The organism is Microbacterium kyungheense (genome assembly GCF_006783905.1).
Lineage (GTDB): Bacteria > Actinomycetota > Actinomycetes > Actinomycetales > Microbacteriaceae > Microbacterium > Microbacterium kyungheense.
The window spans coordinates 173935-198832 of sequence record NZ_VFPE01000007.1; the positions used below are offsets into that span (position 1 = coordinate 173935).

Annotated in this window: 22 protein-coding genes and 1 tRNA gene; 7 read left to right on the forward strand and 16 right to left on the reverse strand. The window is 70.0% G+C overall.

The window, feature by feature from the left end; all coding sequences use genetic code 11:
* Positions 1-118: 118 nt before the first annotated feature.
* The gene (locus FB391_RS18140) at positions 119-1708 is read left to right on the forward strand and encodes a phytoene desaturase family protein (RefSeq protein WP_141896486.1); all 1590 of its coding nucleotides are present in this window, start codon (positions 119-121) and stop codon (positions 1706-1708) included.
* 43 nt (positions 1709-1751) lie between these two features.
* On the opposite strand, the gene FB391_RS18145 is transcribed toward FB391_RS18140, so the two are convergent.
* From FB391_RS18145 to FB391_RS18185, 9 genes are all read right to left on the reverse strand, one after another.
* Positions 1752-1836: transfer RNA gene (locus FB391_RS18145), tRNA-Tyr, on the reverse strand.
* Positions 1837-1925: 89 nt separating this feature from the next.
* Complete coding sequence (locus FB391_RS18150; RefSeq protein WP_141896487.1) at positions 1926-2837, reverse strand: PfkB family carbohydrate kinase; 912 nt, start codon at positions 2835-2837, stop codon at positions 1926-1928.
* Positions 2834-3334 (reverse strand): FBP domain-containing protein, encoded by a 501-nt coding sequence (locus FB391_RS18155; RefSeq protein ID WP_141896488.1) that lies wholly within the window; start codon positions 3332-3334, stop codon positions 2834-2836. The genes FB391_RS18150 and FB391_RS18155 overlap by 4 nt, the downstream gene beginning before the upstream one ends.
* A 98-nt stretch (positions 3335-3432) precedes the next feature.
* The gene (locus tag FB391_RS18160) at positions 3433-4218 is read right to left on the reverse strand and encodes a hypothetical protein (RefSeq protein ID WP_141896489.1); all 786 of its coding nucleotides are present in this window, start codon (positions 4216-4218) and stop codon (positions 3433-3435) included.
* On the reverse strand, positions 4215-6113 hold the full coding sequence (locus FB391_RS18165; RefSeq protein ID WP_141896490.1) for an alpha-amylase family glycosyl hydrolase: 1899 nt from the start codon (positions 6111-6113) through the stop codon (positions 4215-4217). The genes FB391_RS18160 and FB391_RS18165 overlap by 4 nt, the downstream gene beginning before the upstream one ends.
* Before the next feature lie 164 nt (positions 6114-6277).
* Positions 6278-7759: an alpha-amylase gene (locus FB391_RS18170; RefSeq protein ID WP_141896491.1), complete on the reverse strand. Its 1482-nt coding sequence runs from the start codon at positions 7757-7759 to the stop codon at positions 6278-6280.
* Between the two features lie 3 nt (positions 7760-7762).
* Positions 7763-8773: a sugar ABC transporter permease gene (locus FB391_RS18175; protein ID WP_246093606.1), complete on the reverse strand. Its 1011-nt coding sequence runs from the start codon at positions 8771-8773 to the stop codon at positions 7763-7765.
* Between the two features lies 1 nt (position 8774).
* On the reverse strand, positions 8775-10394 hold the full coding sequence (locus FB391_RS18180) for an ABC transporter permease subunit (protein WP_141896492.1): 1620 nt from the start codon (positions 10392-10394) through the stop codon (positions 8775-8777).
* Positions 10395-10469: 75 nt separating this feature from the next.
* Positions 10470-11717 (reverse strand): sugar ABC transporter substrate-binding protein, encoded by a 1248-nt coding sequence (locus FB391_RS18185; protein WP_141896493.1) that lies wholly within the window; start codon positions 11715-11717, stop codon positions 10470-10472.
* A 256-nt stretch (positions 11718-11973) separates the two neighbouring features.
* On the opposite strand from FB391_RS18185, the gene FB391_RS18190 reads away from it, so the two are divergent.
* Complete coding sequence (locus tag FB391_RS18190; protein ID WP_141896494.1) at positions 11974-12462, forward strand: YajQ family cyclic di-GMP-binding protein; 489 nt, start codon at positions 11974-11976, stop codon at positions 12460-12462.
* Positions 12463-12520: 58 nt separating this feature from the next.
* Here the strand turns inward: FB391_RS18190 and FB391_RS18195 are convergent, their stop codons facing one another.
* On the reverse strand, positions 12521-13888 hold the full coding sequence (locus FB391_RS18195; protein ID WP_141896495.1) for a GGDEF domain-containing protein: 1368 nt from the start codon (positions 13886-13888) through the stop codon (positions 12521-12523).
* Entirely contained in the window at positions 13885-14619 is a 735-nt protein-coding gene (locus FB391_RS18200) for an alpha/beta fold hydrolase (protein WP_141896582.1), read from the reverse strand. The genes FB391_RS18195 and FB391_RS18200 overlap by 4 nt, the downstream gene beginning before the upstream one ends.
* Before the next feature lie 269 nt (positions 14620-14888).
* On the opposite strand from FB391_RS18200, the gene FB391_RS18205 reads away from it, so the two are divergent.
* A complete protein-coding gene (locus FB391_RS18205; RefSeq protein WP_185843163.1) occupies positions 14889-15635 on the forward strand; it encodes a TetR/AcrR family transcriptional regulator C-terminal domain-containing protein in 747 nt (248 codons plus the stop codon).
* On the opposite strand, the gene FB391_RS18210 is transcribed toward FB391_RS18205, so the two are convergent.
* Entirely contained in the window at positions 15625-16377 is a 753-nt protein-coding gene (locus tag FB391_RS18210) for an EAL domain-containing protein (protein WP_185843164.1), read from the reverse strand. The two genes, FB391_RS18205 and FB391_RS18210, sit on opposite strands and share 11 nt — an antisense overlap.
* A 263-nt stretch (positions 16378-16640) precedes the next feature.
* Between FB391_RS18210 and FB391_RS18215 the strand changes: the two genes are divergently transcribed.
* Positions 16641-17816, forward strand: a complete 1176-nt coding sequence (locus FB391_RS18215; RefSeq protein ID WP_141896497.1) for an alcohol dehydrogenase catalytic domain-containing protein — start codon at positions 16641-16643, stop codon at positions 17814-17816.
* Positions 17817-17827: 11 nt separating this feature from the next.
* Here the strand turns inward: FB391_RS18215 and FB391_RS18220 are convergent, their stop codons facing one another.
* Positions 17828-18310: a GNAT family N-acetyltransferase gene (locus FB391_RS18220; protein WP_141896498.1), complete on the reverse strand. Its 483-nt coding sequence runs from the start codon at positions 18308-18310 to the stop codon at positions 17828-17830.
* Positions 18311-18433: 123 nt separating this feature from the next.
* Here FB391_RS18220 and FB391_RS18225 point away from each other — a divergent pair, with 123 nt between their 5' ends.
* Together FB391_RS18225 and FB391_RS18230 are read left to right on the forward strand one after the other, a co-directional pair.
* Positions 18434-18910, forward strand: a complete 477-nt coding sequence (locus tag FB391_RS18225; RefSeq protein WP_141896499.1) for a CinA family protein — start codon at positions 18434-18436, stop codon at positions 18908-18910.
* Between the two features lie 124 nt (positions 18911-19034).
* Positions 19035-19358, forward strand: a complete 324-nt coding sequence (locus tag FB391_RS18230) for a carboxymuconolactone decarboxylase family protein (RefSeq protein ID WP_141896500.1) — start codon at positions 19035-19037, stop codon at positions 19356-19358.
* A 9-nt stretch (positions 19359-19367) separates the two neighbouring features.
* Here the strand turns inward: FB391_RS18230 and FB391_RS18235 are convergent, their stop codons facing one another.
* Complete coding sequence (locus tag FB391_RS18235; protein WP_141896501.1) at positions 19368-21461, reverse strand: winged helix-turn-helix domain-containing protein; 2094 nt, start codon at positions 21459-21461, stop codon at positions 19368-19370.
* Between the two features lie 232 nt (positions 21462-21693).
* Here FB391_RS18235 and FB391_RS18240 point away from each other — a divergent pair, with 232 nt between their 5' ends.
* The gene (locus FB391_RS18240; protein ID WP_141896502.1) at positions 21694-22185 is read left to right on the forward strand and encodes a hypothetical protein; all 492 of its coding nucleotides are present in this window, start codon (positions 21694-21696) and stop codon (positions 22183-22185) included.
* Positions 22186-22448: 263 nt separating this feature from the next.
* Here the strand turns inward: FB391_RS18240 and FB391_RS18245 are convergent, their stop codons facing one another.
* Positions 22449-23453, reverse strand: a complete 1005-nt coding sequence (locus tag FB391_RS18245; protein WP_141896503.1) for an alpha/beta hydrolase — start codon at positions 23451-23453, stop codon at positions 22449-22451.
* 23 nt (positions 23454-23476) lie between these two features.
* Positions 23477-24850 carry an FAD-dependent oxidoreductase gene (locus FB391_RS18250; RefSeq protein ID WP_141896504.1) on the reverse strand — a complete coding sequence of 458 codons (1374 nt, stop codon included), beginning with the start codon at positions 24848-24850 and terminating at the stop codon, positions 23477-23479.
* Positions 24851-24898 lie beyond the last annotated feature (48 nt).

Consider the following 24898-nt stretch of genomic DNA (forward strand, 5'->3'; position numbering starts at 1 on the left):
CGGCCCGCCGGGGCGGAATGCGGCGGACGCGCTCGGGTCGCGGCATCCGTCGACGAAAGGATGCGGGGCCCGCCGCCGTCATACGCGACCCCAGCCCCGATCGGCCTAGCATGAGGCGATGCACAGCGCACCGTCGCGCGACGTCGATGTCGCGATCGTGGGCGGCGGGCACAATGCCCTCGTCGCCGCCGCCTATCTCGCCCGTGCCGGGCACCGCGTGATCGTCCTGGAGCGCCTGTCCCACGTCGGCGGCGCCGCCGTCTCGGAACGCCCGTGGGCCGGCGTCGACGCGCGGCTGTCGCGCTACTCGTACCTCGTGAGCCTGCTCCCCCGCCGCATCGTCGACGACCTCGGCCTCGACATCCGGCTGCTGCGGCGGCGGATCTCTTCGTACACGCCCGAGCCCGCGGACCCGCGGCGGGGGCTGCTGATCGACACAGCCGACGCGGGCGCCACGGCCGACTCCTTCGTGCGTGCGACGGGCGACGCGCGCGAGGCCGAGCGCTTCGCCGGCTTCTACGAACGGCTCGCCCCGCTCGCGCGCGCCGTGTTCCCCACCCTGACCGACCCGCTGCCGCGCGCAGACGATCTGCGGGCGGCGGTGGCGGACGACGGCCTGTGGTCGGCCATCGTCGACCAGCCGCTCGGCGCCCACGTGCGCGCATCGCTGCGCACCGACCTCGCCCGCGGCGTGGTGCTGACCGACGCGCTCATCGGCACGTTCGCCGCCGCCGACGATCCGTCGCTGCGGCAGAACCGGTGCTTCCTCTACCACGTGATCGGCGGCGGCACCGGCGACTGGGACGTCCCGGTCGGCGGCATGGGGCAGGTCTCGGGCGCTCTGCGGACCGCCGCGCTGCGCGCCGGCGCCGAGCTCGCGACCGACGCGGAGGTCACCGCGCTCAGCCCCGACGGCGAGGTCGTGATCGGCGACGGCGAGCGCGTCGTGCACGCACGCCTCGTCCTGAGCGGTGTCGGCGAGGCGGTGCTGGCGCGATTGCTGGATGCCGGCGGCGCGGCAGCCCCCGACGGCCCGGCCGTCGCACCCGAGGGGGCGCAGCTGAAGGTCAACATGCTGCTGGCCCGGCTGCCGCGACTGCGCGACACCGCGGTGGACGCCGCGACGGCGTTCGCCGGCACGTTCCACATCAACGAGACGATGACGCAGCTCGACCGGGCATACGACGACGCCGCGGTGGGTCGCGTGCCCGCACCGCTGCCGGCCGAGGTCTACTGCCACTCGCTCACCGACCCCTCGATCCTCGGCGACGACCTGCGCGCGTCCGGCGCGCAGACACTGACGCTCTTCGGACTCCAGGTGCCTCACCGGCTGCTCGAAGGCACCGACCCCGACGAGCGTCGCGCCGAGCTGCTGGCCGCTGCCGAGGCGAGCCTGGGCTCCGTGCTCGCGGAGCCGCTGCGTGACGTGCTGTTCCACACCCCCGACGGCCAGCCGTGCGTCGAGGCCCGCACCACGCTCGATCTCGAGCACTCGCTCGGGATGGCCGGCGGTGACATCTTCCACGGCGGCCTGGACTGGCCGTGGGCCGACGACGAAGTGCTCGACTCCCCCGCCCGACGCTGGGGTGTCGCGACCCCGCACGAGCGCATCCTGATGTGCGGCTCCAGCGCCCGCCGCGGCGGCGCGGTCAGCGGGATCGGCGGCCACAACGCGGCCATGGCCACCCTCGAGCTGCTCGGCAGGTAGGCGCCCGGAAACCACGAAACGCCCCGCGAGGGGGCGTTTCTGCTGGTGGCGAGTGAGGGATTCGAACCCCCGAAGTCTAAGACGGCTGATTTACAGTCAGATCCCTTTGGCCGCTTGGGTAACTCGCCAGGTGCGCACCCGCCCGGCTTTTCCAGTCGATCGGAGGCGCGATCCACCATCTTACGCGTAGATGCGCGAGGTCAGAAATCGACGCCGCTCACGTGCCGAGACGATCCAGATCCATGCCGCTCAGCGACTCCGGAGTCCGCAGCAGAGCGCCCTCGAACCGGCAGGTCGCGGCGGCGGCATCCATCGCGGTCCGCAGCACCGCCTCCCACTCCTCGCCGCTCCCGGGAGCGCCCGCGACCAGTGCGGCGACTGTCGCGGCGAAGGCCGCGTCGCCCGCGCCCATCGTGTCGACGATGCGCCCCGGCAGGTTCGAGACGGGTCGCGTCACGACGACCTCGCCAGCCTCGATCGTGGCGCCCGCGGCGCCCTCGGTGGCGAGCACCGCCTCGGCGCCGAGGTCGATCAGACGCGCCCGCAGAGCGTCGATGCGTTCGCCGTACAGCAGCGCCGCGTCGTCCTCGCCGACCTTGACGAGGGCCGCCCGTGCGGCGAGCGCCTCGAATCCGCGCACGAACTCCGCCTTGTCGTGCATCATGCCCGAGCGCGGGTTGGGATCGAGAGCGATGGATGCCGCGGCCTCGTCGATCGCCTCCGCCAGTTCCGTCGCCTGCTCGGCGTCGTCGAGGGCGACGCAGCTGACGACCACCAGGTCGGCGTCCGCCATCGCGGCGCGCTCGGCCTCGCCGAAGCGGATGCGCCGGCGCTGTGCGGCCTCGTTGAAGACGTACGTCGGCTCGCCGCCGCCGGTGCGCGTCGACACGGCGCGCGCGGTGCCCAGCAGGGACGGGGTCGCGATCAGGCCGACGCCGTAGTCGTCGAGGTAGCGCCGGACGCGCGACGCGGGCTCGTCGTCGCCCAGCATTGCGATGAGCGTCGCGGGCACCCCCAGTCGCGCGAGGCCGACCGCGACGTTGAGCGCGGCTCCGCCGACGAACTCACGCACGCCGTGGTCGTCGCGCAGTTCGTCGATGAGCGCGTCGCCGACGACGACGACGGTCACCGGCGCACGCCCGCGGTCTCGAGCACACGACCGACGAACGCCTCCGTGCGCCGGCGGGTGCCGTCGATCTTCAGGTCGACGCTGGCCCGCACCTCGTTCGGGGCGAGCGGTGCGGCCAGTCGGACGTTCTCGTGGCACGAGAGGTCGGCGCAGATGTACGTGCCGACGCTGTCGCCGTGGGCACCGGCCTCGCCCGCCCTGCGGGCCGTGTACATCACGACCTGGTCGGCAGGCTGCATCGTGTGGCACAGGTTGCACATCGCCGCACGGGCGTGCGACGAGCCCTCCGCCGCGCGCATCACGATGCCGGCGGGGTGCCCGTCGATCTCGGCGACGACATACCCGCGTCCGCGCGTGCGCGGGTCACGCCATGCCAGGAAGTCGAGGTGATCCCAGTCCGTCAGGACGAAATCGGCGGGCAGGGCGACGAGTCTCAGCTCGTCGGTTGAGGCGTTCACGAACGATGAACGCACGTCTTCTTCGGTCAGCGGGCGCATGGCACCTCCTCGCCGCCCCAGTCTACGAAGACCGGATGCCGCCGCCACCCCGTGCCGTCATGCGCGGTTGCACGCGGGAGGGCAGCGGCGGCATTCGCTCACCAGCCGAGACGCGCGGCGATCGCGTCCGCCGCGCGAGTGGGGAACTCGTCCCAGCCCGGTTCGAGGATCCGACGGGTGAGGCGGAACAGCTCGTAGGCCGACTCCTCGACCGGCAGATCGAGGGACGCCGCGATGTCCGCACCCCAGCGGGGGAAGTCCTGCTCGAATCGGCGCATGGGGTCGATCGCGTCGCGGGCCGCCGTCGACGCATCGGCGAAACGACCGCGGATGGCGCGCACCAGCAGCTGCACCGCCCACTGCCGGATGAAGGCGTTGCCGTTCAGCAGCTCGCCGCGCCGCACGCGTCCCACGCCGATCAGCAGCTTCACGAGCACGAGGCGCGTGTCGTTGGCCGGGTCGAACCGGTCGCCCTCGATCGCCCGTGCACGGGACTCGGCGATCAGCGTCGCCGTCGTTCCGGCGGGGTCATCGACGACGACCGTGGCCGCGCCGGCCCGAGCGTCCGCGAGCTCAGCGGCATCCGAGAAGGCGAACTCGAAGACGTGCGCGTCGTCGTACACCGCGACGAAGCCGATCTCGCCTTCGCGCGCCGTGAGAACGAGGCGGTCCTGATCGGGCAGCCACGACAGATCCGGCCGGATCTCGCGACCGCGTCCGGCCTCGGTCACCGCGAAGAAGTCGTGATCCGACCATTCGTCACGACGCTCCCTGGCCTCTTCGGACGCCGAGCCCAGCAGCACGAGCCCCACGAACCCGTCGCGCTCCCGCACGGCGGTCGCAAGACCCACGCTCAGCTCATCGAAGCGCGCGGATGCGCTCATCCCTCCGCCCTTGCGGGGAGCTCCACGCCGTCCAGACGCCACACCGCGAACGCAGGGCCGTCGGCCGACACGGCGACCGCGCCGTCAGCCGCCACCGCGAGGGTCGCCTCGCCCCAGACGTGCTGGGCGCGCGAAGCCCCGGGCATGGCGCCGGCGGGGATCGCCGCGTCGACGTCCCCCTTCGCGGCGAGCACGAGGAGCGTTTCGTCCGCGGATTCGCGGACGAACACGACCGCGTCATCGTCGACGTGCACCCAGCGCAGCCCTCCGGTCGACAGGACAGGATGCGCGTGGCGCAGGGCGATGAGGTCCCGGTACAGTCCGAGGCGCTCCGCGACGGCCGGGTCGCCTTCGGTGCCCCACGGCATCGGGGTCCGGCTGTCTTCGCCCTCTGCGCCGACGAGGCCGAACTCGTCGCCCGCGAAGACCACCGGCAGCCCGGGCAGCGTCATCATCAGACCGACCGCCACGGGGATCGTCCCCTCGCCGGCGTTCGTGGCGAAGCGACCGGTGTCGTGGGTGTCGAGCGGCTGCATGTTCCCCAGGCGCACCCGCCACGGGATGCCGGCGGTGAAGCGCACGACGGCGTCGACGAACTGCTGCGCCGTGTAAGCCGGGATGCCGCCGATGGGCTGTCCGAAGAACCACGGCTCGGTGCGCTCCACGCCCTCCGCGGTGAGGAAGGGCGTGCCCTTCGGGTCGGACAGCCACCCCCACAGCGGACGGGTGAACGACGGATAGGTCATCGCGCCGTGCCAGCCGTCGCCCTGCAGATCGCTCGCCGCATCGTTGGTCGATTCGCCGAGCAGGATCGTGTCGGGGTTGATCTCGATCATGGTGCGGCGCAGCAGCTGCCTCACCTCGGCGTTGAGGTCGATGTCGCCCAGGCGCCCGGTCATGTTCGCGACGTCGATGCGCCATCCGTCCGCGTTGTACGGCGGCTTCAGCCACTTCGCGACGACCGAGTCCGGACCTTCGATGAACCGCGAGCGCAGCTCCTGCGACGACCAGTTGAACTTGGGCAGCGTCGGCGTCCCCAGCCACGACACGTACTCGGTGTTCTCGTCGTCGGTGAAGTAGTAGAAGTCCGCTTCCGGCGCGCCGGGGTGCCCGAGCGCCGCCTGGAACCACTCGTGACGGTCACCCGAATGGTTGCTGGTCAGGTCGCCGATGACGCGGATGCCGCGCGCGTGGGCCGCCTCGATCAGCCGGATGTACGCCTCGTCGCCGCCCAGCAGCGGATCGACCCGGTCGAAGCTCGCCGCGTCGTAGCGGTGGTTGGAGGCCGCCGGGAAGATCGGCGTCAGGTAGAGGAGATTGACGCCGAGCGAGACGAGGTGGTCGAGCTTCTCGATGATGCCGTCGATGTCGCCGCCGTAGAACTGCTGCGACCGTCCGGGCATCACCGGGTCCACGGGCGTGTCCCAGCTCGCGGCGATGGCCCAGTCGGGCGTCGGGTGGGTGTCGGCCTGCGGCGAACGCGCGAACCGGTCGGGGAACACCTGGTACATGACCGCATCCGCGAGCCACGCCGGCGGAGCCGGGTAGGCCACGAGCGCGAAGTCCTCGGCATCCAGCGTCTCCAGCGTGTGCAGGCCGGTCTGGTTCAGCCATTCGACGCGGCCGCCCTCGTGGACGAGCAGCCACCGGTATCCGTGACGCGGATTGCGCACGGTCACCGCCGCCTCGTACCAGTCCCATCCGTCAGCCGATCCGACGAGCGCGGCGTCAGTCCACTCGGGCTCGTGGTCGGGGTTGGAGCGGGTGCGGACGGCCGACAGCGGACCGTAGCCCGCGGGGACGCGCAGGCGCACCGTGACGACATCGCCCAGCTGCGGGGCGAGGTCCGACACGTACAGCGGCGAGCCGTCGTGGTGAGGGGTCAGGGTTGTCATTGCTCTTGCCTTTCGAGGACAGGCGGCGCGTGGCCGCCGGATGTTGTTTCGATGCGACGTGGTTGCACGGCCGCAGCCATGACAGAGCCCTTGAGTTGTTGTTCAGTTGTGCCGGTCCCGATCATGGCACGCCTCGCCGATGGGCGGGACCGGATGCCGCAGCCTCAGCGCCGTGACCCCAGATGGATCGCCGCCGCCGTCTGCGGAGCCAGTTCGAACCGGACGACGCCGCCATCGACGGTGTAGGCCGCGCCGCGGCATCCCTCGCCGTCGATCGCGTCCTTCCCGCCCGAGACCACGTCGCAGTACTGCCCGGAAGGAAGGGTGGTCGGCACCGCGAGCGTCTGCGTCTCGTCGCCGACGTTCACGGCCACGACGCCACGGCCTTCGCGTTCGAAGCCGTAGGCGTCGCCGTCGCTCACACCCTCCAACCGTGGGGCGGCGCCCGCGACGGCGCGGAACTCCAGCATGCCCGCGATCGCCGGCCACGCCTGCACGCACGTGCGCTCGCCGTCGGCATACGACTCGGCGGGCCCGCCGGCGTCCGCGCACGACGCCGGCGACACCGTGCCGTCGGCTTCGGCCGGCGCTCCGCTGTCACGGTCCGAGAAGGCGTAGCCCGAGTACACGACCGGGGTGCCGTAGTCGTCGGCGAGCATGAGTGCGTTCGCGATGACGTACAGCCGGCCGTCGCGGTACGTGATGTCGGCCTCGCCGCGCTCGGTGTCGTGGTTGTCGATGAACACGACGGCCCGGTCGGCCGGCACATGCGCGGGACGATCGCCCTCGAGCTCGGGGTCGGCGAACACGCCGCTCTCCAGCTGGGGGTCGAGGTCGCGGGCGTAGCTGAACTCGAAGACCTCGCCGAAGCCGGTGTACTCCTCGGGCTGCACCGGCTCGCGGGCGCTGCGGATGACCTCGCTCATGATGCGCGTGCCTTCGGGCAGCCGGCCCACGATCGCCGCGACGTCGTCTGCCGCCATGTGCTTGGCGGCGTCGATGCGGAACCCTGCGACGCCGAGCGACAGCAGATCGTCGAGGTACGCCACGATCGTCCGCTGCACCTGCTCGCCGGATGTGTCGAGGTCGGCGAGATTCACGAGCTCGCACGTCTGCACCTGCTCGCGCGACGTGTAGTCCACGATGTCGTCGCCGGGCGTGAGGCCGCAGTGGTGGAAGTCGTCGGGACCGTAGAGTCCGGGATACTCGTCGTGTGCGTACGGGGTGCCGGCGAAGCCCGTGCCGGCGGCATCCTGACCCGTCATGTGGTTGATGACGGCGTCGGCGATCACGGCCACCCCGGCCGCATCGCAGCGCTTCACCATGTCGGCGAACTCGTCCCGCGTGCCCAGTCGCGAGTTCAGGCCGTACGAGACGGGCTGATACGACGCCCACCACTCCTCGCGCGCGATCGACTCGTTCGGCGGCGACGTCAGCACCCACGCGAATCCTGCGGGTCCGAGCCTGGTCTCGCACTCCTCCGCGATCGAAGACCAGGGCAGCTGGAAGAGCTGGATGCCGGCGTCCGGCGCGGCACGCTCTACCGACGGTGTCGGACCGGAGCATGCCGCGAGCGCCAGCATCGCCGTCACCGCACACGCGGCGAGCACACCCCGGCGGATGCCGGGGTCACCGGGTCGCGGCATCCTCTACTTCACACTGCCCGCGGTCAGACCGCCGACGATGTACCGCTGGAGAGCGAGGAAGAGCGCCACCGGCAGGATGGCGGCCAGCACCGCGCCCGCCGCGAAGAGGCTCCAGTTCTTCGAGAACTCGTCCGAGATGAACTTGTACAGGCCCACCGCGAGCGTCTGCTTCTCGGGGTCGACGAGGATGATGCTGGCGAGCACGAACTCGCTCGACGTGCCGATGAACGACAGCAGGCCCACGACGGCGAGGATCGGCGCCACGAGACGCAGGATGATCGTGAAGAAGATCCGCGCGTGGCCGGCGCCGTCGATCTTGGCCGCCTCGTCGATGGATGCCGGAATGGTGTTGAAGAACCCGTACATGAGATACGTGTTCACGCCCAGCGCGCCGCCGAGATAGACCATGATGAGGCCGATCTGGGTGTTGAGGCCGATCGCCGGGAAGATGTCTCCGATCTGCACCATGAGCAGGAAGATCGCGACCATCGCGAGCATCTGCGGGAACATCTGGACCACCAGCAGCGTCGTGAGGCCGAAGCGGCGCCCGGTGAAGCGCATCCGCGAGAACGAGTACGCCGCGAGAGCGCCGAGGATGACCGTGCCTGCCGCGGTGATCAGGCCGATGATGAGCGTGTTCACGAACCACGCACCGTACGGGTGCGTCTCGGACTGGAACAGGTCGAAGTAGCTCTCCAGGCTCACGTTGCCGAACAGGCCGTTGGCCGTGAGCAGCGTGCCGCCGGGATTCAGCGACGCCGACAGGACGTACAGCAGCGGGAAGATCGCGAAGATCGCGACCACGATGCCGACGAGGTGGCGCCAGCCGGTCTCGCGGAAGTACTTCTTGAACGGGCGGCGCGGCAGGGGCGCCTCGCCGCGGACGCCGGCGCTCTCGTGGGAGTCGAACCCGTCGATCGCTCCCGGGGCGGCCATCAGCGCCTCGGCGCGCCCGACGGACTCGCCGAACTCCTGGAGCGTCGACTTCTTCTCGGTGTCGTTGGTGCCGCTCATGTCAGTTCAGCTCCTCGAGTGCCTTGGTGCGTCGGAAGGCGATCACCGAGATCGTGCCGACGATCAGGAAGATGATGATCGAGAACGCGCTCGCGAGGCCGTAGTCGGCCGACGAGCCCACGAACGCGACCTTGTAGACCATCGTGATCAGGATGTCGGTCGCGCCCACGTTGACGTCAGCCGTCACGTCGCGGGGCCCGCCACCGGTCAACATGTAGATCAGGCTGAAGTTGTTGAAGTTGTACGCGAACGAGGCGATCAGCAGCGGTGCGACGGCGACGAAGAGCAGCGGCAGCTTGATGTTGCGGAAGATCTGCCAGGCACTGGCGCCATCCACCTTCGCGGCCTCCTGCACGTCGTCGGGGATCGACTGGAGCGCGCCCGTGCAGATGAGGAACATGTACGGGAAGCCGAGCCACAGGTTCACGAGCAGGATGCTGAACTTCGCCAGCCACTCGTTGGTGAGCCACGGGATGTCCGCTCCCCCGAACAGCACGACGTTCAGGAAGCCGAACTCCTGGTTCATCATGCCGGCCCACACGAGCGCGGACAGGAAGCCCGGGAACGCGTACGGCAGGATCATGATGACCCGGTAGTACTTCTTCGACTTCATGCGGGGATCGTTGAACACGATCGCGAGGAACAGTCCCAGCGCGAAGCACGTGAAGACCGACAGGAATGCGAAGACGAAGGTCCACGCCAGCACGGAGAAGAAGGGCGCGCGGATCGACTCTTCGGTGAACGCCCGCACGAAGTTGTCGAACCCGACGTTGATCTGCCAGCCCGGCATCAGCTCGGTGCCGTCGGGCGCCGTGAAGGCGCCGGTGCCGATGTCGGAGTAGACCGTCCCGGTCTGGGTGTCGGTCATGGTGCCGGCGGCCTCGTCGTACTCGAGGCTGGAGAGGTACACGTACGCGACCGACCCGTCGGGCGTGCGCAGCGAACCGTCGTTCGGGTCGTCGCTGATCGGCACCGCTATGTCGGCGATCGCCTCCTGGTTCGCGACGATCTGCGAGAAGTTGAGGGTGTTGTAGCCCGGGACGCCGACGGCCTTGCCGCCGTCCATCTCGGCGTTGTCGACGGGGGTGAGCGGCCGGTCCGCACCGCCGAGCTCGACGTCGCCTTCGGGGTCGGTCACGAGGAACGAGAACTCCCCGAGCTGCTCGACGACCGTCAGGTCGTAGGCGGGCGAGTCGGGGACGCGCTCCTGCGCCGACAGCATGAGCGCGTTGACAGCGCTGTCCTTCGAGCCGTTGTGGCCGGTGCCGTAGTTCGTGAAGGCGATGTACGCGGTGTAGCCGGCGACGAAGATCTGGAAGATCAGCAGGAAGATGAGGCCCGGGATGAGGTACTTCGCGGGCAGGTTGCCGCGGCTGAAGTACACCCAGTTGGCGACGCCCGTGATCGCCAGGACGATGACCGCCGGGATCCACTGGCTGCTCTGGAAGAGCACCAGGGCGGCATAGAGCGCGAGGGCGTCGATGAGGCCGAGAGCGACGACCTTGAAGATCATCAGCTTCCAGCCGGCGCCTGCCGCCTCGGCGATGCGCGCCGCGCGCCTCGACTTCTTGCTGGGGGGTGTCTCGATCGCGGCATCGCGGTCGATGGTCGGCGTCGTCATCGGCTCCTCTTTCCGAAACTGCGGGAACGTGGCGTCGGGGCGGCGTCCTCGCGGACGCCGCCCCGATCATGCCGGTTACTGGATGGCGGTCTGGATGTCGGACGCCATCTTGTTCCACAGGTCGACCGGGCTGCCGCCGGTGCCGTTGATGATGGCCGTCTCGGTGACGCCCCAGTACTGCCACACCGAGCCCATCTCGGGGATGCTCGGCATCGGGACGGCGTCAGCGCCGACCGCGCCGAAGCCCGCCGTGATCGGGTCGTTCGCGACAGCCGCGTCGTAGGCCGCGGTCAGGGCCGGGGTGCGGCCGCCGACCTCGTAGAGGGCCGTCTGGACCTCTTCGCTGCCGATGTAGTTGACGAGGAACTCCGTCGCGGCGAGCTTGTTCTTGCTCTCGGAGCTGAGGAAGAAGCCCTGCACGCCGGCGAACGGCTGTGCGGTCTGGCCGCCCGCGGACGGGATCGGGTCGACGGCGAGGTTCAGGCCGGCCTCCTCGGCGGCGGGCACGTTCCACGGGCCCGTGAGGTAGAACGGCGCCTTGCCGGCGACGAAGTTCTCGCGAGCCAGGTCACCCGAGATGTTCGAGTTGAACACGCCGGTGCCGGTCGCGCCCTGCGAGGCGAGCCACGTGGCGAACGCCTGGCCGCCCTCGTTGCCGATCTGCAGATCGTCGGGGTTGTAGCTGCCGTCCGCGTTGGTGCCGAACACGGGAGCGCCGAAGGAGGTCTGGAAGGGGTACAGGTGGTACGGGTCCGCCGCCTCGGGGTCGAGACCGACGAGGAACGCGTACTCGGTGCCCGCGGCCTGGCCCTTGGCGATCATGTCGTCATACGACGTGGGCGCCTCGGGAGCGAGGTCGGTGTTGCGGAGGAGACCGATGTTCTCGATCGCGTACGGCACGCCGTAGACCTTGCCCTCGTAGCTCCAGGCGTCGATGGCGACCTTCTCGTAGTCGCCGGCGGTGTCGCCGAGCTCGACGGGGGCGACCACGCCGTTGGTGACCAGCGTGCCCAGCCAGTCGTGCGCACCCACGGCGACGTCCGGGCCCTTGCCGGTCGGCACCTGCTGCACGAACTGGTCGCGGATCTCGCCGAACTCCTTCTGGACCAGCTTGACCTTCACGCCGGTGTCGGCGGTGAAGTCCTTCGCCGCGTCCTCGAGCACCGTCGCGCGGTCGGCGTCGACCCAGACCGTGATCTCGCCGGCCGACTCGCTGTCATCGCCGGAGTCCGAGTTGCCTCCGCCTGCGCAGCCGACAAGGGTCAGCGCGGAAACAGCGGCGATCGCGCCGAAAGCCGCGATGCTCCTCTTGTTCACCTTCATTGGTGGGTGCCTCTCTTGAGTGCTGATATGCCGGCCGTCGCGTGATTGACGAGGCCGTCTTCGTGTCTCGCATTACTGCAAGCGCTTACATTCTGCATGACGAGATGGAATGGGGCAACACGGGAGCGGATGATCGATATCAGCCCGTGACAATCGGTCTGCATGGAACCGCTTGCACGCCAATGCATGCCTGCAACCGCTTGCAGCGGCATCCACTTCTCCACGCTGCGCGACAGCCGCGGATAGACTGCCCGGCATGGCTGACAGCTCCTTTGACATCGTCTCGAAAGTCGACCACCAGGAGGCCGACAACGCCCTGAACCAGGCCCGCAAAGAGGTCGAGCAGCGCTACGACTTCAAGGGCACCGGCGCCTCGATCGAGTGGAGCGGCGAGGCCGTGCTGATCAAGGCGAGCACCGAGGAGCGCGCGAAGGCCGTGCTCGACGTGTTCCAGTCGAAGCTCATCAAGCGCGGCATCTCGCTCAAGAGCCTCGAGACGGGCGAACCGGTCGCGGGCTCCAAGGAGTACCGCATCACCTCGACGATCAAGGACGGCATCTCGTCCGAGAACGCGAAGAAGATCTCGAAGATCATCCGCGACGAGGGACCGAAGTCGGTCAAGGCCCAGATCCAGGGCGACGAGCTGCGCGTGCAGTCGAAGTCCCGCGACGACCTGCAGGAGGTCCAGCGCCTGCTCAAGGCGTCCGACCTCGACGTCGACCTCCAGTTCGTCAACTACCGCTGACGCGGCGTCGGCACGGACGATCCCGCCGCCGGTCAGGCCGGGATCGCCCGGTCTGCGCTCAGGCGATGCTGAGCTGTGAGCGGTCCTTGCCGGCGCGCTTCGCGTCGTACATGGCGGCGTCCGCGCGGACGAGCAGCTGCTGCGCGCTGGGCTGAGGGTCGACGCCCGGCCGGAAGAGCGAGATGCCGACGCTGACCGAGGCCACCACGACGCCGTCGGCCACAGCGATCGGCTCGCGACACACCTCGAGGATGCGCTGCGCGATGTTCTCGGCCGCCGACGAGTCGGCGCCCGGGCAGAGCGCGACGAACTCGTCACCGCCCATCCGCCCCACGATGTCGCCCGCGCGCACGCCGCTGTGCAGGCGGGAGGCGAGCTCCACGAGCACGCTGTCGCCGGCGGCGTGGCCGAAGGTGTCGTTGATGGCCTTGAAGTCGTCGACGTCGAGGAACAGCACCGCCAGCGGCTCCAGCGAAGCCTCCGCGAGAGTGAGGGCGTCGTCGAGGGACATCTGCAGCAGCTGCCGATTCGCGACGCCGGTGAGCTGGTCGTGCAGTGCCAGCAGCGCCAGCCGCCGCTGGAGTCGCACCCGGACCAGCGTCTGTGAGGCCTGTCGCCCGAGCGCCTGCTGCAGATCGATGAAGTGGTCGTCGACGTCGACGCGGCCGGCGAAGAAGCACGCCAGCACGCCCAGCCGCTCGCCGTCGGCGATGAGAGGGGTCACGCTCAGCGACGCGAGGCCGTTGTCGCGCATCGCCGCGCTCAACTCGGGAAAGGCGGTGTCGTCGTCGTGCACGACGGTCACCTCGGCGGTCCCGCGCAGCTCGGGGACCGGCGCCACCTTGTCCTCGAGCGGGTTGCTGCCGCCCGTGAGCAGCAGCCGCCCGTCGTCCTGGGTCATCAGGACCGCCGTCTCGCGCGCCGAGAACGCGTCGCGGGCGACGGCTGAGAAGGACTGCGCGACCTCCTCGTCGGTCGCGCTGAGGCCGAACATCGTCGACACCTCCTGCAGCACGCGCACGCGGCGTTCCGACTGCTCGGCGGCTCGGCGGGCCGCGAGGATGTCGCGTTCGTACCGCACGCGTTCGGTGGCGTTGAAGATCGCGAAGCGCACCACGCCGCCGTCGTCGCTGTCGCGCGTCGCGTTCACCAGGACCGGCAGCTCCTCGCCGTCCGCACGCCGCAGCGTGAGCGCGACTTCGTGGAAGGCGCCTCGCAGATGGAGCACCTGTCGATGGCGGGTCTCGAAGAACAGCCGGCTGCCGGGCTCCAGCAGCATGACGAAGGTCCGCCCCACGACGTCCGCGCGTTCGTAGGCGGTCCACTCGAGGAACGTGTCGTTCGCCTCGACGATCGTGCCGTCCTGCGTGGTTGCCACCAGCCCGCATGGCGCCAGCTGGAACCAGTCCGTTTCCGAGGCGCTCATGACAGGAACCGCCGCACCTGCTGGACCACGTCTTCGGGCGCGGAGAGGATCGGCACGTGACCGGTGGTGTCGAGCATCTCGAACGTGCTGCCGACGATCGCGCCGTGCACGTAACGGCCGACCTCGATCGGCGCGATCACGTCATCCTGACACTGGAGCACGAGTGTGGGGACACTGACCTGCTCGAGGTCGCGGCGGTTGTCGGAGGTGAACGTCACCCGGGCGAAATGGCGCGCGATCTCGGGGTCGACACTGCAGAAGCCCTCGGTGAGCCGCTCCTCGAGCATCGGCCGCTCGGGCGTCCCCATGATCATCGGCGCCGTCTGCCGGGACCACCCGAGGTAGTTGGCATCCAGCGAGTCGAGCAGGGCGTCGATGTCGGCCGGCTCGAAGCCGCCGACGTAGCCCACGTCGTTGATGTAGCGCGGCGACGGGCTGACGAGCACGAGGGCGCGGAACCGCCCCGGGTTGCGGTTCGCCGCCAGCACGCCGATCATCGCGCTGACGGAGTGCCCGACGAACACGACGTCCTGCGCCCCGAGGCGGTCGAGGATCTCCTCCACGTCGAGCGCATACCCGTCGAGGCCGGCGTACTTCGCGCGGTCGTACGCCGACCAGTCGGAGCGTCCGGACCCCACATGGTCGAACAGCACCACGGCGTGATCGGCTTCGAACTGGGGGGCGACGAGGTTCCAGGTCTCCTGACTGCATCCGAAACCGTGCGCGAACATGACGACGGGCCCGGATGGATCGCCTGCGACCCTCACGTTGTTGCGGCGCAGCACATCGGCGCCGCCTGCCGACGACACCGTTTCGGCGTGCCCGATCACGAGGCTCGTGCGGGATGAGCGAGCATGGGGAGCCTTTCGAGCAGGCGATGCAGAAGGGGTGGACCGCGAACAACCGCTTACAGCGTAAGCCTTGTCGCGAGCATACCTCGCGGCGGCCCGTCGCGAGCAACCCCTCGAACCAAGAGCCCACGTGGAGGAGGATGACCGTCATGGCAGCACATGAGAACGCGGACGCCGTGGACTCGGCCGCCGCCAGACCCTCGGCGGCACGGCTCAGCCGCGAGCTGATCGTCGAGACGGCGCTCGCACAGATCGACGTCTCCGGCGTGCAGAGCCTGTCGATGCGGTCGCTCGCGCAGGAACTGGGCGTCGAGGCGATGTCGCTCTACCGCTACGTGCACGGCAAGGAGGACCTGCTCGAGGGTGTCGTGGCCCTGCTGATGGCCGATCTGATGCCGCATCTCGACGCCGACCCCACGCAGCACTGGCAGGGCTACCTGCAGACAAGCGCGCACGCGATCCGGCGCATCGCGATCGAGCACCCGCGCGTGTTCCCGCTCGTGGCCACCCGGCATCCGGCGGCGCCGTGGCTGCGGCCCCCGCTGCGCAGCGTGGAGGCCGTGAATGCGTTCCTTACCACCCTGATCCGGCAGGGCTTCTCGGACAGGCAGGCGGTGGACACCTACCGGTCGTTCACCAGCTTCCTGCTCGGCCAGCTGCTGCTGGAGTCCGCGACCCGGGGCGCGCCGACCGGTCCTGTGGACGCGCCCATCGACGAGGGCGAGTCCGCGCCGTCGCACCCCGATGCCGCACCGACAGACGATGCTTCCGTGCTCGAGGACGCTCCCGAGGTTCTCCGCCTTCGGGACATGCTCAGTGAGGACCGCAGCGACGAGGAGTTCGAGGTATCGCTCGAGGCCCTCCTGGACCGGCTGGACCGCGAGCTCACACGATAGCCGCGGCAAGCCGTGCCATGGCATCTCTCGACACCGGCCGGCTGAGCAGGTAGCCCTGCGCACGGTCGCATCCCAGGCGCGTGACCTTGTCGAGCTGGTCCGCGGTCTCGACGCCCTCCGCGACCACGCGGATGTGCGCGTCATGGGCGAGGGCCACCGCATCGGCCACGACCCGGGACGCATCGGGCGAGTCATCGCTGACGAGTCCGCGGTCGATCTTGAGCTCGGTGGCGTGAAGCCGTCGGGCCTGGGTGAGCGAGGCCTGTCCGGAGCCGAAGTCGTCGATCGCGATTCCCACCCCCAGACCGCGCAGGCGATCGAGCCGGGCGACCAGGGCCGGGACGTCCCCGAGGTGGCGTCCTTCGGTGATCTCCAAGGTCAGGCGCCTCGCCGGCCGGCGGATGCGCAGGATCATGCGCTCCAGCCAGGTGGTGAAGGCGGCGTCCTCCAGCTGTGCCGGTGACACGTTCACCGACATGTCGATCGCCCAGTCGGTCATCGCCGTCATGGCCTCCGTCGCCATGAACTCGCCGATCTCGCCGATCGTCCCGTCCTCTTCGGCGATCGGGATGAACTGCGTCGGAGGAATGGGCCCCCAGGTCGGGTGATGCCACCGGCAGAGCGCCTCGGCGGCGACGACGCGATTGGTCCGCAGATCGAGCTGGGGCTGGAACCACGCCGACAGCTCGCCACGCCGCAGCGCACCACGCAGTGCGCGCGACAGTTCCGCGAACTCGACCATGTGCCGGATCCCCACTTCACGGGGCATGACGACGGCCCCCGCTGCAGCCATCATGGCAGTGGTCGAAGGCGCAGCCCGGCATATTGACGGGACGTCGTCGACCGACTATGCGGCCACCGCGTCCGGCGAGGCGCCATCGTCGCATCCACGGGGGTTCCCGTCAACCCGCGGGCGTCCACCGCTGCGCCCGCGTACGTTCACCTCGTGAGCGATTCGGCTGACACCACGGCTGACGCCGCGGTCGAACAGACGGGAGCGGCCCCATGCGTGCGGTGACATGGCAGGGAAAGCGGCACATCAGCGTCGAGACAGTGCCCGATCCGACGATCCAGGAACCGACGGACGCCATCGTGCGCATCACGTCGACGGCGATCTGCGGCTCGGACCTGCACCTCTATGAGCTGTTCGGGCCGTTCTTGGACGCCGGCGACATCCTCGGCCACGAGTCGATGGGCGTCGTCGTCGAAGTGGGCTCCGAGGTGACGACGCTCGCCGTCGGCGACCGGGTCGTCGTGCCGTTCAACATCGCGTGCGGCCACTGCTTCATGTGCCGGCACGGCCTGCAATCGCAATGCGAGACCACGCAGGTGACCGAGTACGGCAGCGGCGCTGCGCTGTTCGGCTATACGAAGCTGTACGGCCAGGTCCCGGGCGGACAGGCGGAGCTGCTGCGGGTGCCGCTCGCCGAGTACAACTCGGTGCGCGTCGGGTCGGACCTGCCGGACCAGCGGTACCTCTTCCTGAGCGACATCCTCCCGACGGCGTGGCAGGGGGTGGAGTACGCGCGGCTGCCCGAGGGCGGCACGCTGGCGGTCCTCGGGCTTGGACCGGTGGGCCAGTTCGTCAGCCGCATCGGTGTGCACCGCGGATGCCGCGTGCTCGCGGTCGACCCGGTCCCCGAGCGGCGCGCGATGGCCGAGCGGCACGGCGTGGACGCATTCGACCTGACAGACGACGTCGTCGGGCATCTGCGCGATCTGACCGACGGCCGTGGCCCGGATGCCGTGGTGGATGCCGTCGGGCTCGAAGCCCACGGGAACGGCGTGGTGAAGTTCGCGCAGCAGGCGGTCGGGCTGCTGCCCGATGCCGTCGCACAGAAGGTCATGGAGACCGCCGGGATGGACCGCCTCGCAGCGCTCCACGCCGCCATCGATCTGGTCCGCCGCGGTGGCACGGTGTCGATCAGCGGCGTCTACGCGGGCGACGCCGATCTCATGCCGATGAAGACGCTGTTCGACAAGCAGGTGACGCTGAGCATGGGCCAGTGCAACGTGAAGCGGTGGACGGACGAGTTGCTGCCCATCGTCGAGGACCCCGCAGATCCGCTCGGGGTGATGGATCTGGTCACCCACCGCGTGCCGCTGGAGGATGCGCCCGCCCTGTACGAGACGTTCCAGAAGAAGGAGGACGGATGCGTCAAGGTGGTCCTCACCCCGTGACGCGAGGAGCCTCAGCCGAGGGGCTTGCGCAGGAAGACCTGCTGGATCCCGTCATCCCCGTCCACGCGCTGCGTCTCGCGATAGCCGAGTCTCGTGTACACGCGCAGGTTGGCCTCGCTCAGTGAGCCGGTGAAGAGCTCCGTCGTGCGGCATCCCACTGCCCTTCCCCGGTCCTCGACAGCCTCGAGCAGCAGGGATCCGATGCCGGCACCCTGCACGTCCGGCGCGATCACGAGGCGACCGACGAGGAGCAGCTCGCCGTCCCGCCGCGCGCGCACCGCACCGACCACCCGGTGCTGCACCAGGGCGACGCAACCGAGGTTGCCGACGAGCTCGGCCTCGACCTCTTCGAGCGTCTGGGTGAGCGCCGGCATCCGGACCGTGTCGTAGATCAGGGCCTCTTGGACGAAAGCGGCGCGCTGAAGCGTGAGCACCTCTCCCGCGTCCGAGACCTCGATGGGGCGGATCGTCACATCGTCGGCGTGGATCGGCATGGCATCCAGTCAACCCCACGCCGCGCCAGCACCGGTAGCACGACGTCCTGTGGTGCACAATCGTGCTCCCTGGTCGCGGCGCGCCCGGTAACGTCGCGGCTGACACCGAGGCTCGGAGGATCGATGAAGACGGATGCCGAACGCCTGGCGCACGCCTGCAGGAGCAGCGGGGTGCGCATCGCGGTCGCCGAATCGCTCACGTCGGGCATGCTCGCCAGTGCCGTGGGGAGCGGCCCGGACGCGCAGGAGTGGTTCTGCGGCGGCATCGTCGCCTACCGCACCGAGGTGAAGGAGCGACTGCTGGGCCTGCCGACCGGCATCGACCCGTGCTCCGACGTCTGCGCGACGCAGCTGGCGGCCGGGGCACGGGAGCTGCTCAGCGCCGACATCGCCGTCTCGACGACGGGCGTCGGCGGTCCCGACCCCGAAGACGGGCATCCGCCCGGGACCGTCTACCTCGGCTGGGCGACGGCGACAGACTCCGGCGCACGCCTGCTGACCCTCAGCGGCGATCCCGAAGAGGTGCTGACGCAGACGGTCGACGCCGCCCTGGCGCTGCTGCTCGACCGGGTGTCGGACGCACCGTCCGCCGCTCACTGATCCTGCCCCCTCGAGCGACGAGTGCCGCGTCGGATCATTCACTCTGGGTGGTGCGCGATCGCGGTTTCCGCCGTGGAATGGCACCTACGCACCACCCCCGGCGATCGGAAGAGACGTGAGCCCCATGGACGCACCAGAGCTGCTGCGGCGATACTGCATCAACGACGCGCGCCTCGCGTCGAATGCCGAGTCGCCCACGATGCAGCTGGAGTGGCGGACGGCCGCGCTGGTGCGCATCGCGGCGCTCATCGCCGTCGGGGCCCCCGACGCGTCGATGCGCGCGGCTGTCGACGACGCCATCGCGGCCGGGGTCGAATCCGACGAGATCATCGCCGTCCTCGATGGGCTGGTCGGCATCGTCGGACTGCCCCGCGTCGTGGCACAGGCGCCGCGGATCGCCCATGCACTCGGGTACGGCGACAGCGACGACCTCGGCGTCGACGGCTGAGCCCGCCGCTCAGTCGCCCAGGAGGCCGAGCGCGTCGGCTTGTTCGACGGCCTGGCTGCGGGATGTCGCCGACAGCTTGCGGTAGATCGAGCCCAGCTGCGAGCTGACGGTGTTGCGCGAGACGAAGAGCCGCTTGCCGATCTCGGCGATCGTCAGGTGCGTCTGAAGGTAGGGCAGGAGCCGCAGTTCGGCAGGGGTGAGAGGGACGGATCCGCCGGTCATCGGCTCGACCGACAGCGCCACCCGCAGCTCCTCGACCTGGGCACCTGCCGTCCCCAGGTCGGGTCGGATCCGCACGATGTCGTCGCTCTCTCGGAGCAGGTGCGCCGCCGCGGCGCGGTCGCCCAGCATCAGGTGCGCCCGCGCGAGCTGCACCCGCACCCGCACCGACACGTACGGCATGAGGTGCGTGCAGCCGATCCGAGCGCGCATCCCGCGCGCCAGCAACCGCCCGCCCGCGGCATGGTCGCCGCCGTGCAGCGCGACCCGGGCGGCCACCGCGAGCGCCAGTGCCGTCGTGGGGTAGCCCTCCATGTGGCTCGCGTCGATCGCGTCCACACCCCGCTGCGCATGCTCGGCGGCCACGGCCCAGTGGCCCTCGTCGATCGCGATCAGCGCGAGCTCGGGCTCGCTGAGGATCACGGTGTCGGGGTTCCCCATCGCCGTCGCGAGCGGGACGGCCTGCTCGAAGGCGACGCGGGCCGTCTGCTCGTCGCCGGCGAGGAGGGCCGCCATGCCGTACAGGTGAAGCGCCTGATCCCGCCACGGGCTCTTCACCGGCTCGTGCTCGAAGGCGAACGCGGCGTCTGCGCCGACCCTCCTGTAGCCGTGCTCGCACATCGCGGCACGGACCATCGCCCGCGCGGACTCGAAGAGCAGGCGGTCGGCCGCCGGCAGATCCTCCACGCGGATGTCGTCCAGGGCGCTCGCCCACCGCTCGCCCGCCCGGACGTCGCCGAGGAGGATCGCCGTCCACGTCATCGACACGACCAGTGCCGGGTGCGCCAGCAGGATGTCGTCGCCGAGATCGTGCAGCCATCGACGCACGGTGGCGACCTGTCCCGTCCCGTACAGGCCGAGTCCCAGTTCGGCCACGAGACCGCTCGCGCGCTCGTATTCGCCGGCGCTGATCCAGTGCTCGACCGCGAGGATCGGCGCCTGATGCGCTTCATGCCACGAGGCCGCACGCCGGTGCAGCTCCGCGACCGCCGTCGCGCCCTCGGCGCGCTCCAGCTCGGCGAGGAGGAACTCGCGGAACAGGGCGTGGAATCTGAACCAGTCCCCGTTGCGGTCCGCGCGGACGAGGAAGAGGTTGCCGGTCTCGACCCGATGGATCAGGGCGCGCGCGTTCTCGATGCCGAGCACGGCGTTGCAGACCTCGGGCGACAGCTGGTCGAGCACCGAGCTGCGGCGGAGGAAGGACTGCAGCTCCTCGGGAAGGCGGGCCAGGCACTCGCGATAGAGGTAGTCCGCGAGGTAGCGGTCGCTCCCGGTGGCCGTCACGGGTGCCGCGGACGACCGGGCGACGAGGGCGCAGAGGAACAGACCGGTCGGCCAGCCCTCGCACCGTGCGACGACCTCCGCCAGCGCCTCATCGTCCACGTCGGCCGCCCCCGCGGCCGCGAAGACCGCCCGTGCCTCCACGCGGTCGAACACGAGGTCTGCGGCGGACACGTCCCACGCGTCTCCGGTGCTGCGCAGCCGGGCGATGAGCGGTGATTCCTGCCGACTGGCCAGGACGACCTGCGATCCGGGCGCGATGCGCGACAGCACGACTTCGAGCGCGTCCTGGCATTCCTCGGAGGCGACCAGGTGCGCATCGTCGATGAACAGCACGAAGCTCACCGGCGTGGATGCGAGAGCCGCCGCCAGCATCGGCGCGGATCTTCCGAGCGCGCCGGCACCGACGCCGCGCATGTCGGCCATGACGGCGTCGGCCAGAGGCGAGAACGGCGCGCAGGCCGCGGCGATGAGCGGGAGCAGGAGCGCGGGGTCGTCGTCGGTGCGGTCGAGCGAGACCCATGCGACCCGGCGGCTCTCCGTCGCCGCCCACTCGGTGAGCATCGTGGACTTGCCGTATCCGGCGGGAGCCGCGACCGACACGACGCGCGCACCGCTGTCGCGCGCCCGCCTGATCTGGCGCGTTCTTTTGACCGCGCTCGACGTGGGACGTGGGATTTCGGTCTTGCTTTCGAGCAGAACCGTTTGCAGATCGCGTCCCCCCAGGACCGATTCGCGGAGCATCTCCGGCACTCACCGCATGGTAGGGGGTCAGCATGAACTGCGACAACCGCCCTCGCCGATCGGCAGAGGATCCGCCCCCTAAGCTCGGGCCATGCGCTTGTTCCGTGCCGTCCTGTCCGCCGCCGCGGCGACCCTGCCGGTGCTCGTCCTCCTCCTGATCCCGCAGTTCGTGCACGGCGGGGCTGGCGACCCGGGACTCGCCGCGCTCGGCGGCCCGTGGCTCAACGGCCTGTTCCTGGCGGCGATCATCCTGATCCCCAAGGTCAACGGCGCTCTTGACCCCCAGGTGCCGGACTGGACGGCCTCGACGGCGATGGCCGCCACCGGGCGCGTGTGGCGCACCCGCATCTGGTTCGCGATCCTGGCGGCGCTGGCGCTGCTGGCGATCTTCGCCGCCGGCCAGACCGCCGCGTATTTCGTGGGCGTGGCGTCACCGGCGATCGTCGACGGCGAACTCGTCTACAGCCGCTTCCTGGTGCAGGAGCTGGTCGTCTACGCGCTCGGCTATGTCCTGTCGCTCGCGGTGTACACGCTCATCATCCGCGCCCTGGTGCGTCCCGAGCCGAAGCCCCGCAAGCGCTGAGCGATCGAGGATGCCGGGTGCCGCGGCATCCCTGCCATCGGGCTGTCCCCGCACGACGTAGAAGGCCCCGGGCGCTGGGGACGCCCGGGGCCTGTCGTCGCTGGCATTCACGCTCGTCCACCCCCCGGCGAACGGCACCTGCGACGGTGGGAAGGTTTCTTGGGGAGGTCCCTTCCCTGAGGCGCTGGGGACGCCTCGCGACAAGCCTAACCCGATTGGTACAACCAAGTCTGTCCCCTCTTCGGGGGACAAGGCTGCACGCATCAGTGGTGGACGATATAGCCGTCTGACCAGCGCCGCAGCATCGCGAACGCTTCGGCGCGAGGTTCCGGACGCGACAGGAAGACGTCGTGGATCGCCCCCTCGATGCGCGCCAGCGTGACGTTGCGGCCGATGCGCGTCGCCGCCCGGGCGATGTCATCGACCCACAGCACGGAGTCGGTCGTGGTCATCGTGTCCTTCCACGACAGCGGCGGCGTCGAGTGCGCCGACAGCATCACGAACGCGGGGCAGCCGACCTCGATCCCCGCCGCGACCGCGCGGTGCCCGTCCATCACCGCCGCGAGCCAGCCCGGCGCGGTCGGGAATCCGCGGTCGGGCCGCCACGTCGCGCGTTCGGGATCGTCGGGAAGCGAACCGATCTCTTGCTGAGCACGGGTGTAGAACCCGAAGTCGACCTCGGGCTGCGCGCCCCGCGGGTCCCATCTGGCGCGCATCTCGACCAGCGGCGCGAGCGCGTGGCGCCCGATCGCCCCGAGCTGCAGCTCGAGCCACGGACTGTTCAGCACGAGCGCGGCCGCCCGGCCGGCGTGCCGCGACGCCCACAGCGTCAAGATGAGACCCCCGGTCGAGTGCCCCATGAGCACCAGCCGGCGCACCGACGGCTCCTGCGGTGATCCCTGTCCCATCGCGTCGAGGGCCGCCGCGAGGTCGATGTCGTAGTCCTCGAGCCGGTCGATGTAGCCGGGCGTCATCCCGGGGCGGAGGCTCCGCCCGTAGCGTCGCAGGTCGAGCGCGTAGAAGCGGGCGCCGCGGCTCGTCCAGAACTGCGCCACCTCGCGCTGGAAGAAGTAGTCCGACCAGCCGTGGACGTACAGCACATCGACGTCGCGCAGCGGCGCGAACAGCGTCAGCAGCGGATTCGGGATGCTGCGCACGAGCGTCGCGACGAGCTCGCCCTGTGCGCCCTGGACGCCGAGCGGCATCGTGAGCTGCTCGAACGGCTTCCCCAGGATGTCGGGGACCCACGCAAGCGACGGCCCGGCCATGGGCTCAGCCTATGGCGGCCCCGTCACTCCCCGCGGGAGATCGTCACCATCTCGTCGCGCGGGACGACCTTGATGCGCGCCCGCTCGTGCGGCGCGCCGAGAGCGATCTCGTGCTCGTCGAGACGGTGCCAGCCGTCGAGATCGGTCCAGCGCACACCGCGCTCGGCGAGAAGCGCGGGGATCGCCTCCTCCGACGGGTCGGCCGGCTGCCACCACGTGCCCTGGTCGTTGATCAGGTGACGAACGGTCTCCATCGCGTCGGACTTGGTGTGGCCGATGAGACCGACCGGCCCGCGCTTGATCCAGCCTGTGGCGTACACGCCGTTGACGCGCTGGTTGGAGTCCTTGCTGAGGACCTGCCCCTCCCGGTTGGGGATGACGCCGTGCTTCTTGTCGAAAGGGACGCCGGCGAGCGGCGAGCCGAAGTAGCCGACCGCGCGGTACAGCGACTGCAACGGCACCTCGCGCAGCTCGCCGGTGCCGACCACGCCGCCCTCGCCGTCGGGACGCGTGCGCTCGTACACGAACGCCGACACCCGACCCTGGTCGTCGGTCTTCACCTCGACCGGCTTGGCGTAGAAGTGCAGGTGAAGACGACGGGATGCCGTCCCCCCGGCGTTGTTGACCGACGGCCGCGTGCGCCACGACTGCAGCACCCGGTCGATCACCATGACCTGCTTGTTGCTCGCGATCGCCGCCTGCGCGGCCTCGTCGTAGTCGAAGTCCTCGTCGTAGACGACCATGTCGACATCGCGCAGCTCGCCGAGCTCACGCAGCTCCAGCGGTGTGAACTTCACGTTCGCGGGCCCGCGGCGGCCGAACACGTGCACGTCTGTGACCTGCGAAGCGGCCAGTCCCGTGTGCACGTTGTCGGGGATCTCGGTGGGCAGCAGGTCCTCGGCATGCTTGGCGAGCATGCGCGCGACGTCGAGCGCGACGTTGCCGTTGCCGATGACACCCACCGACGCCGCGTCCAGAGGCCATTCGCGCGGCACGTCCGGGTGCCCGTCGAACCAGCTGACGAAGTCCGCGGCACCGTACGAGCCGATGGCGTCGATGCCGGGGATGTCGAGGTCGGTGTCACGGACCGCACCGGTGGCGAAGATGACGGCGTTGTAGTGGTGCTTGAGATCATCGAGCGTGATGTCCTCGCCGAAGCGCACGTTGCCGAAGATGCGGATGTCGCCGCGGTCGAGCACCTCGCGGAGGGCCGTGATGATGCCCTTGATGCGCGGGTGGTCGGGGGCGACGCCGTAGCGCACGAGTCCGTAGGGCGCCGGCAGCTGCTCGAACAGGTCGATCGACACGTCGAACTTGCGCTCGGCCTTCAGCAGGATGTCGGCGGCGTAGATGCCCGCCGGTCCGGCACCGACGATCGCCAGTCGGAGCTTGGTCATGGGTGTCCTTTCGGAAGTCGGGGCTCGCCCCGGCTCCGATCGTTGAGC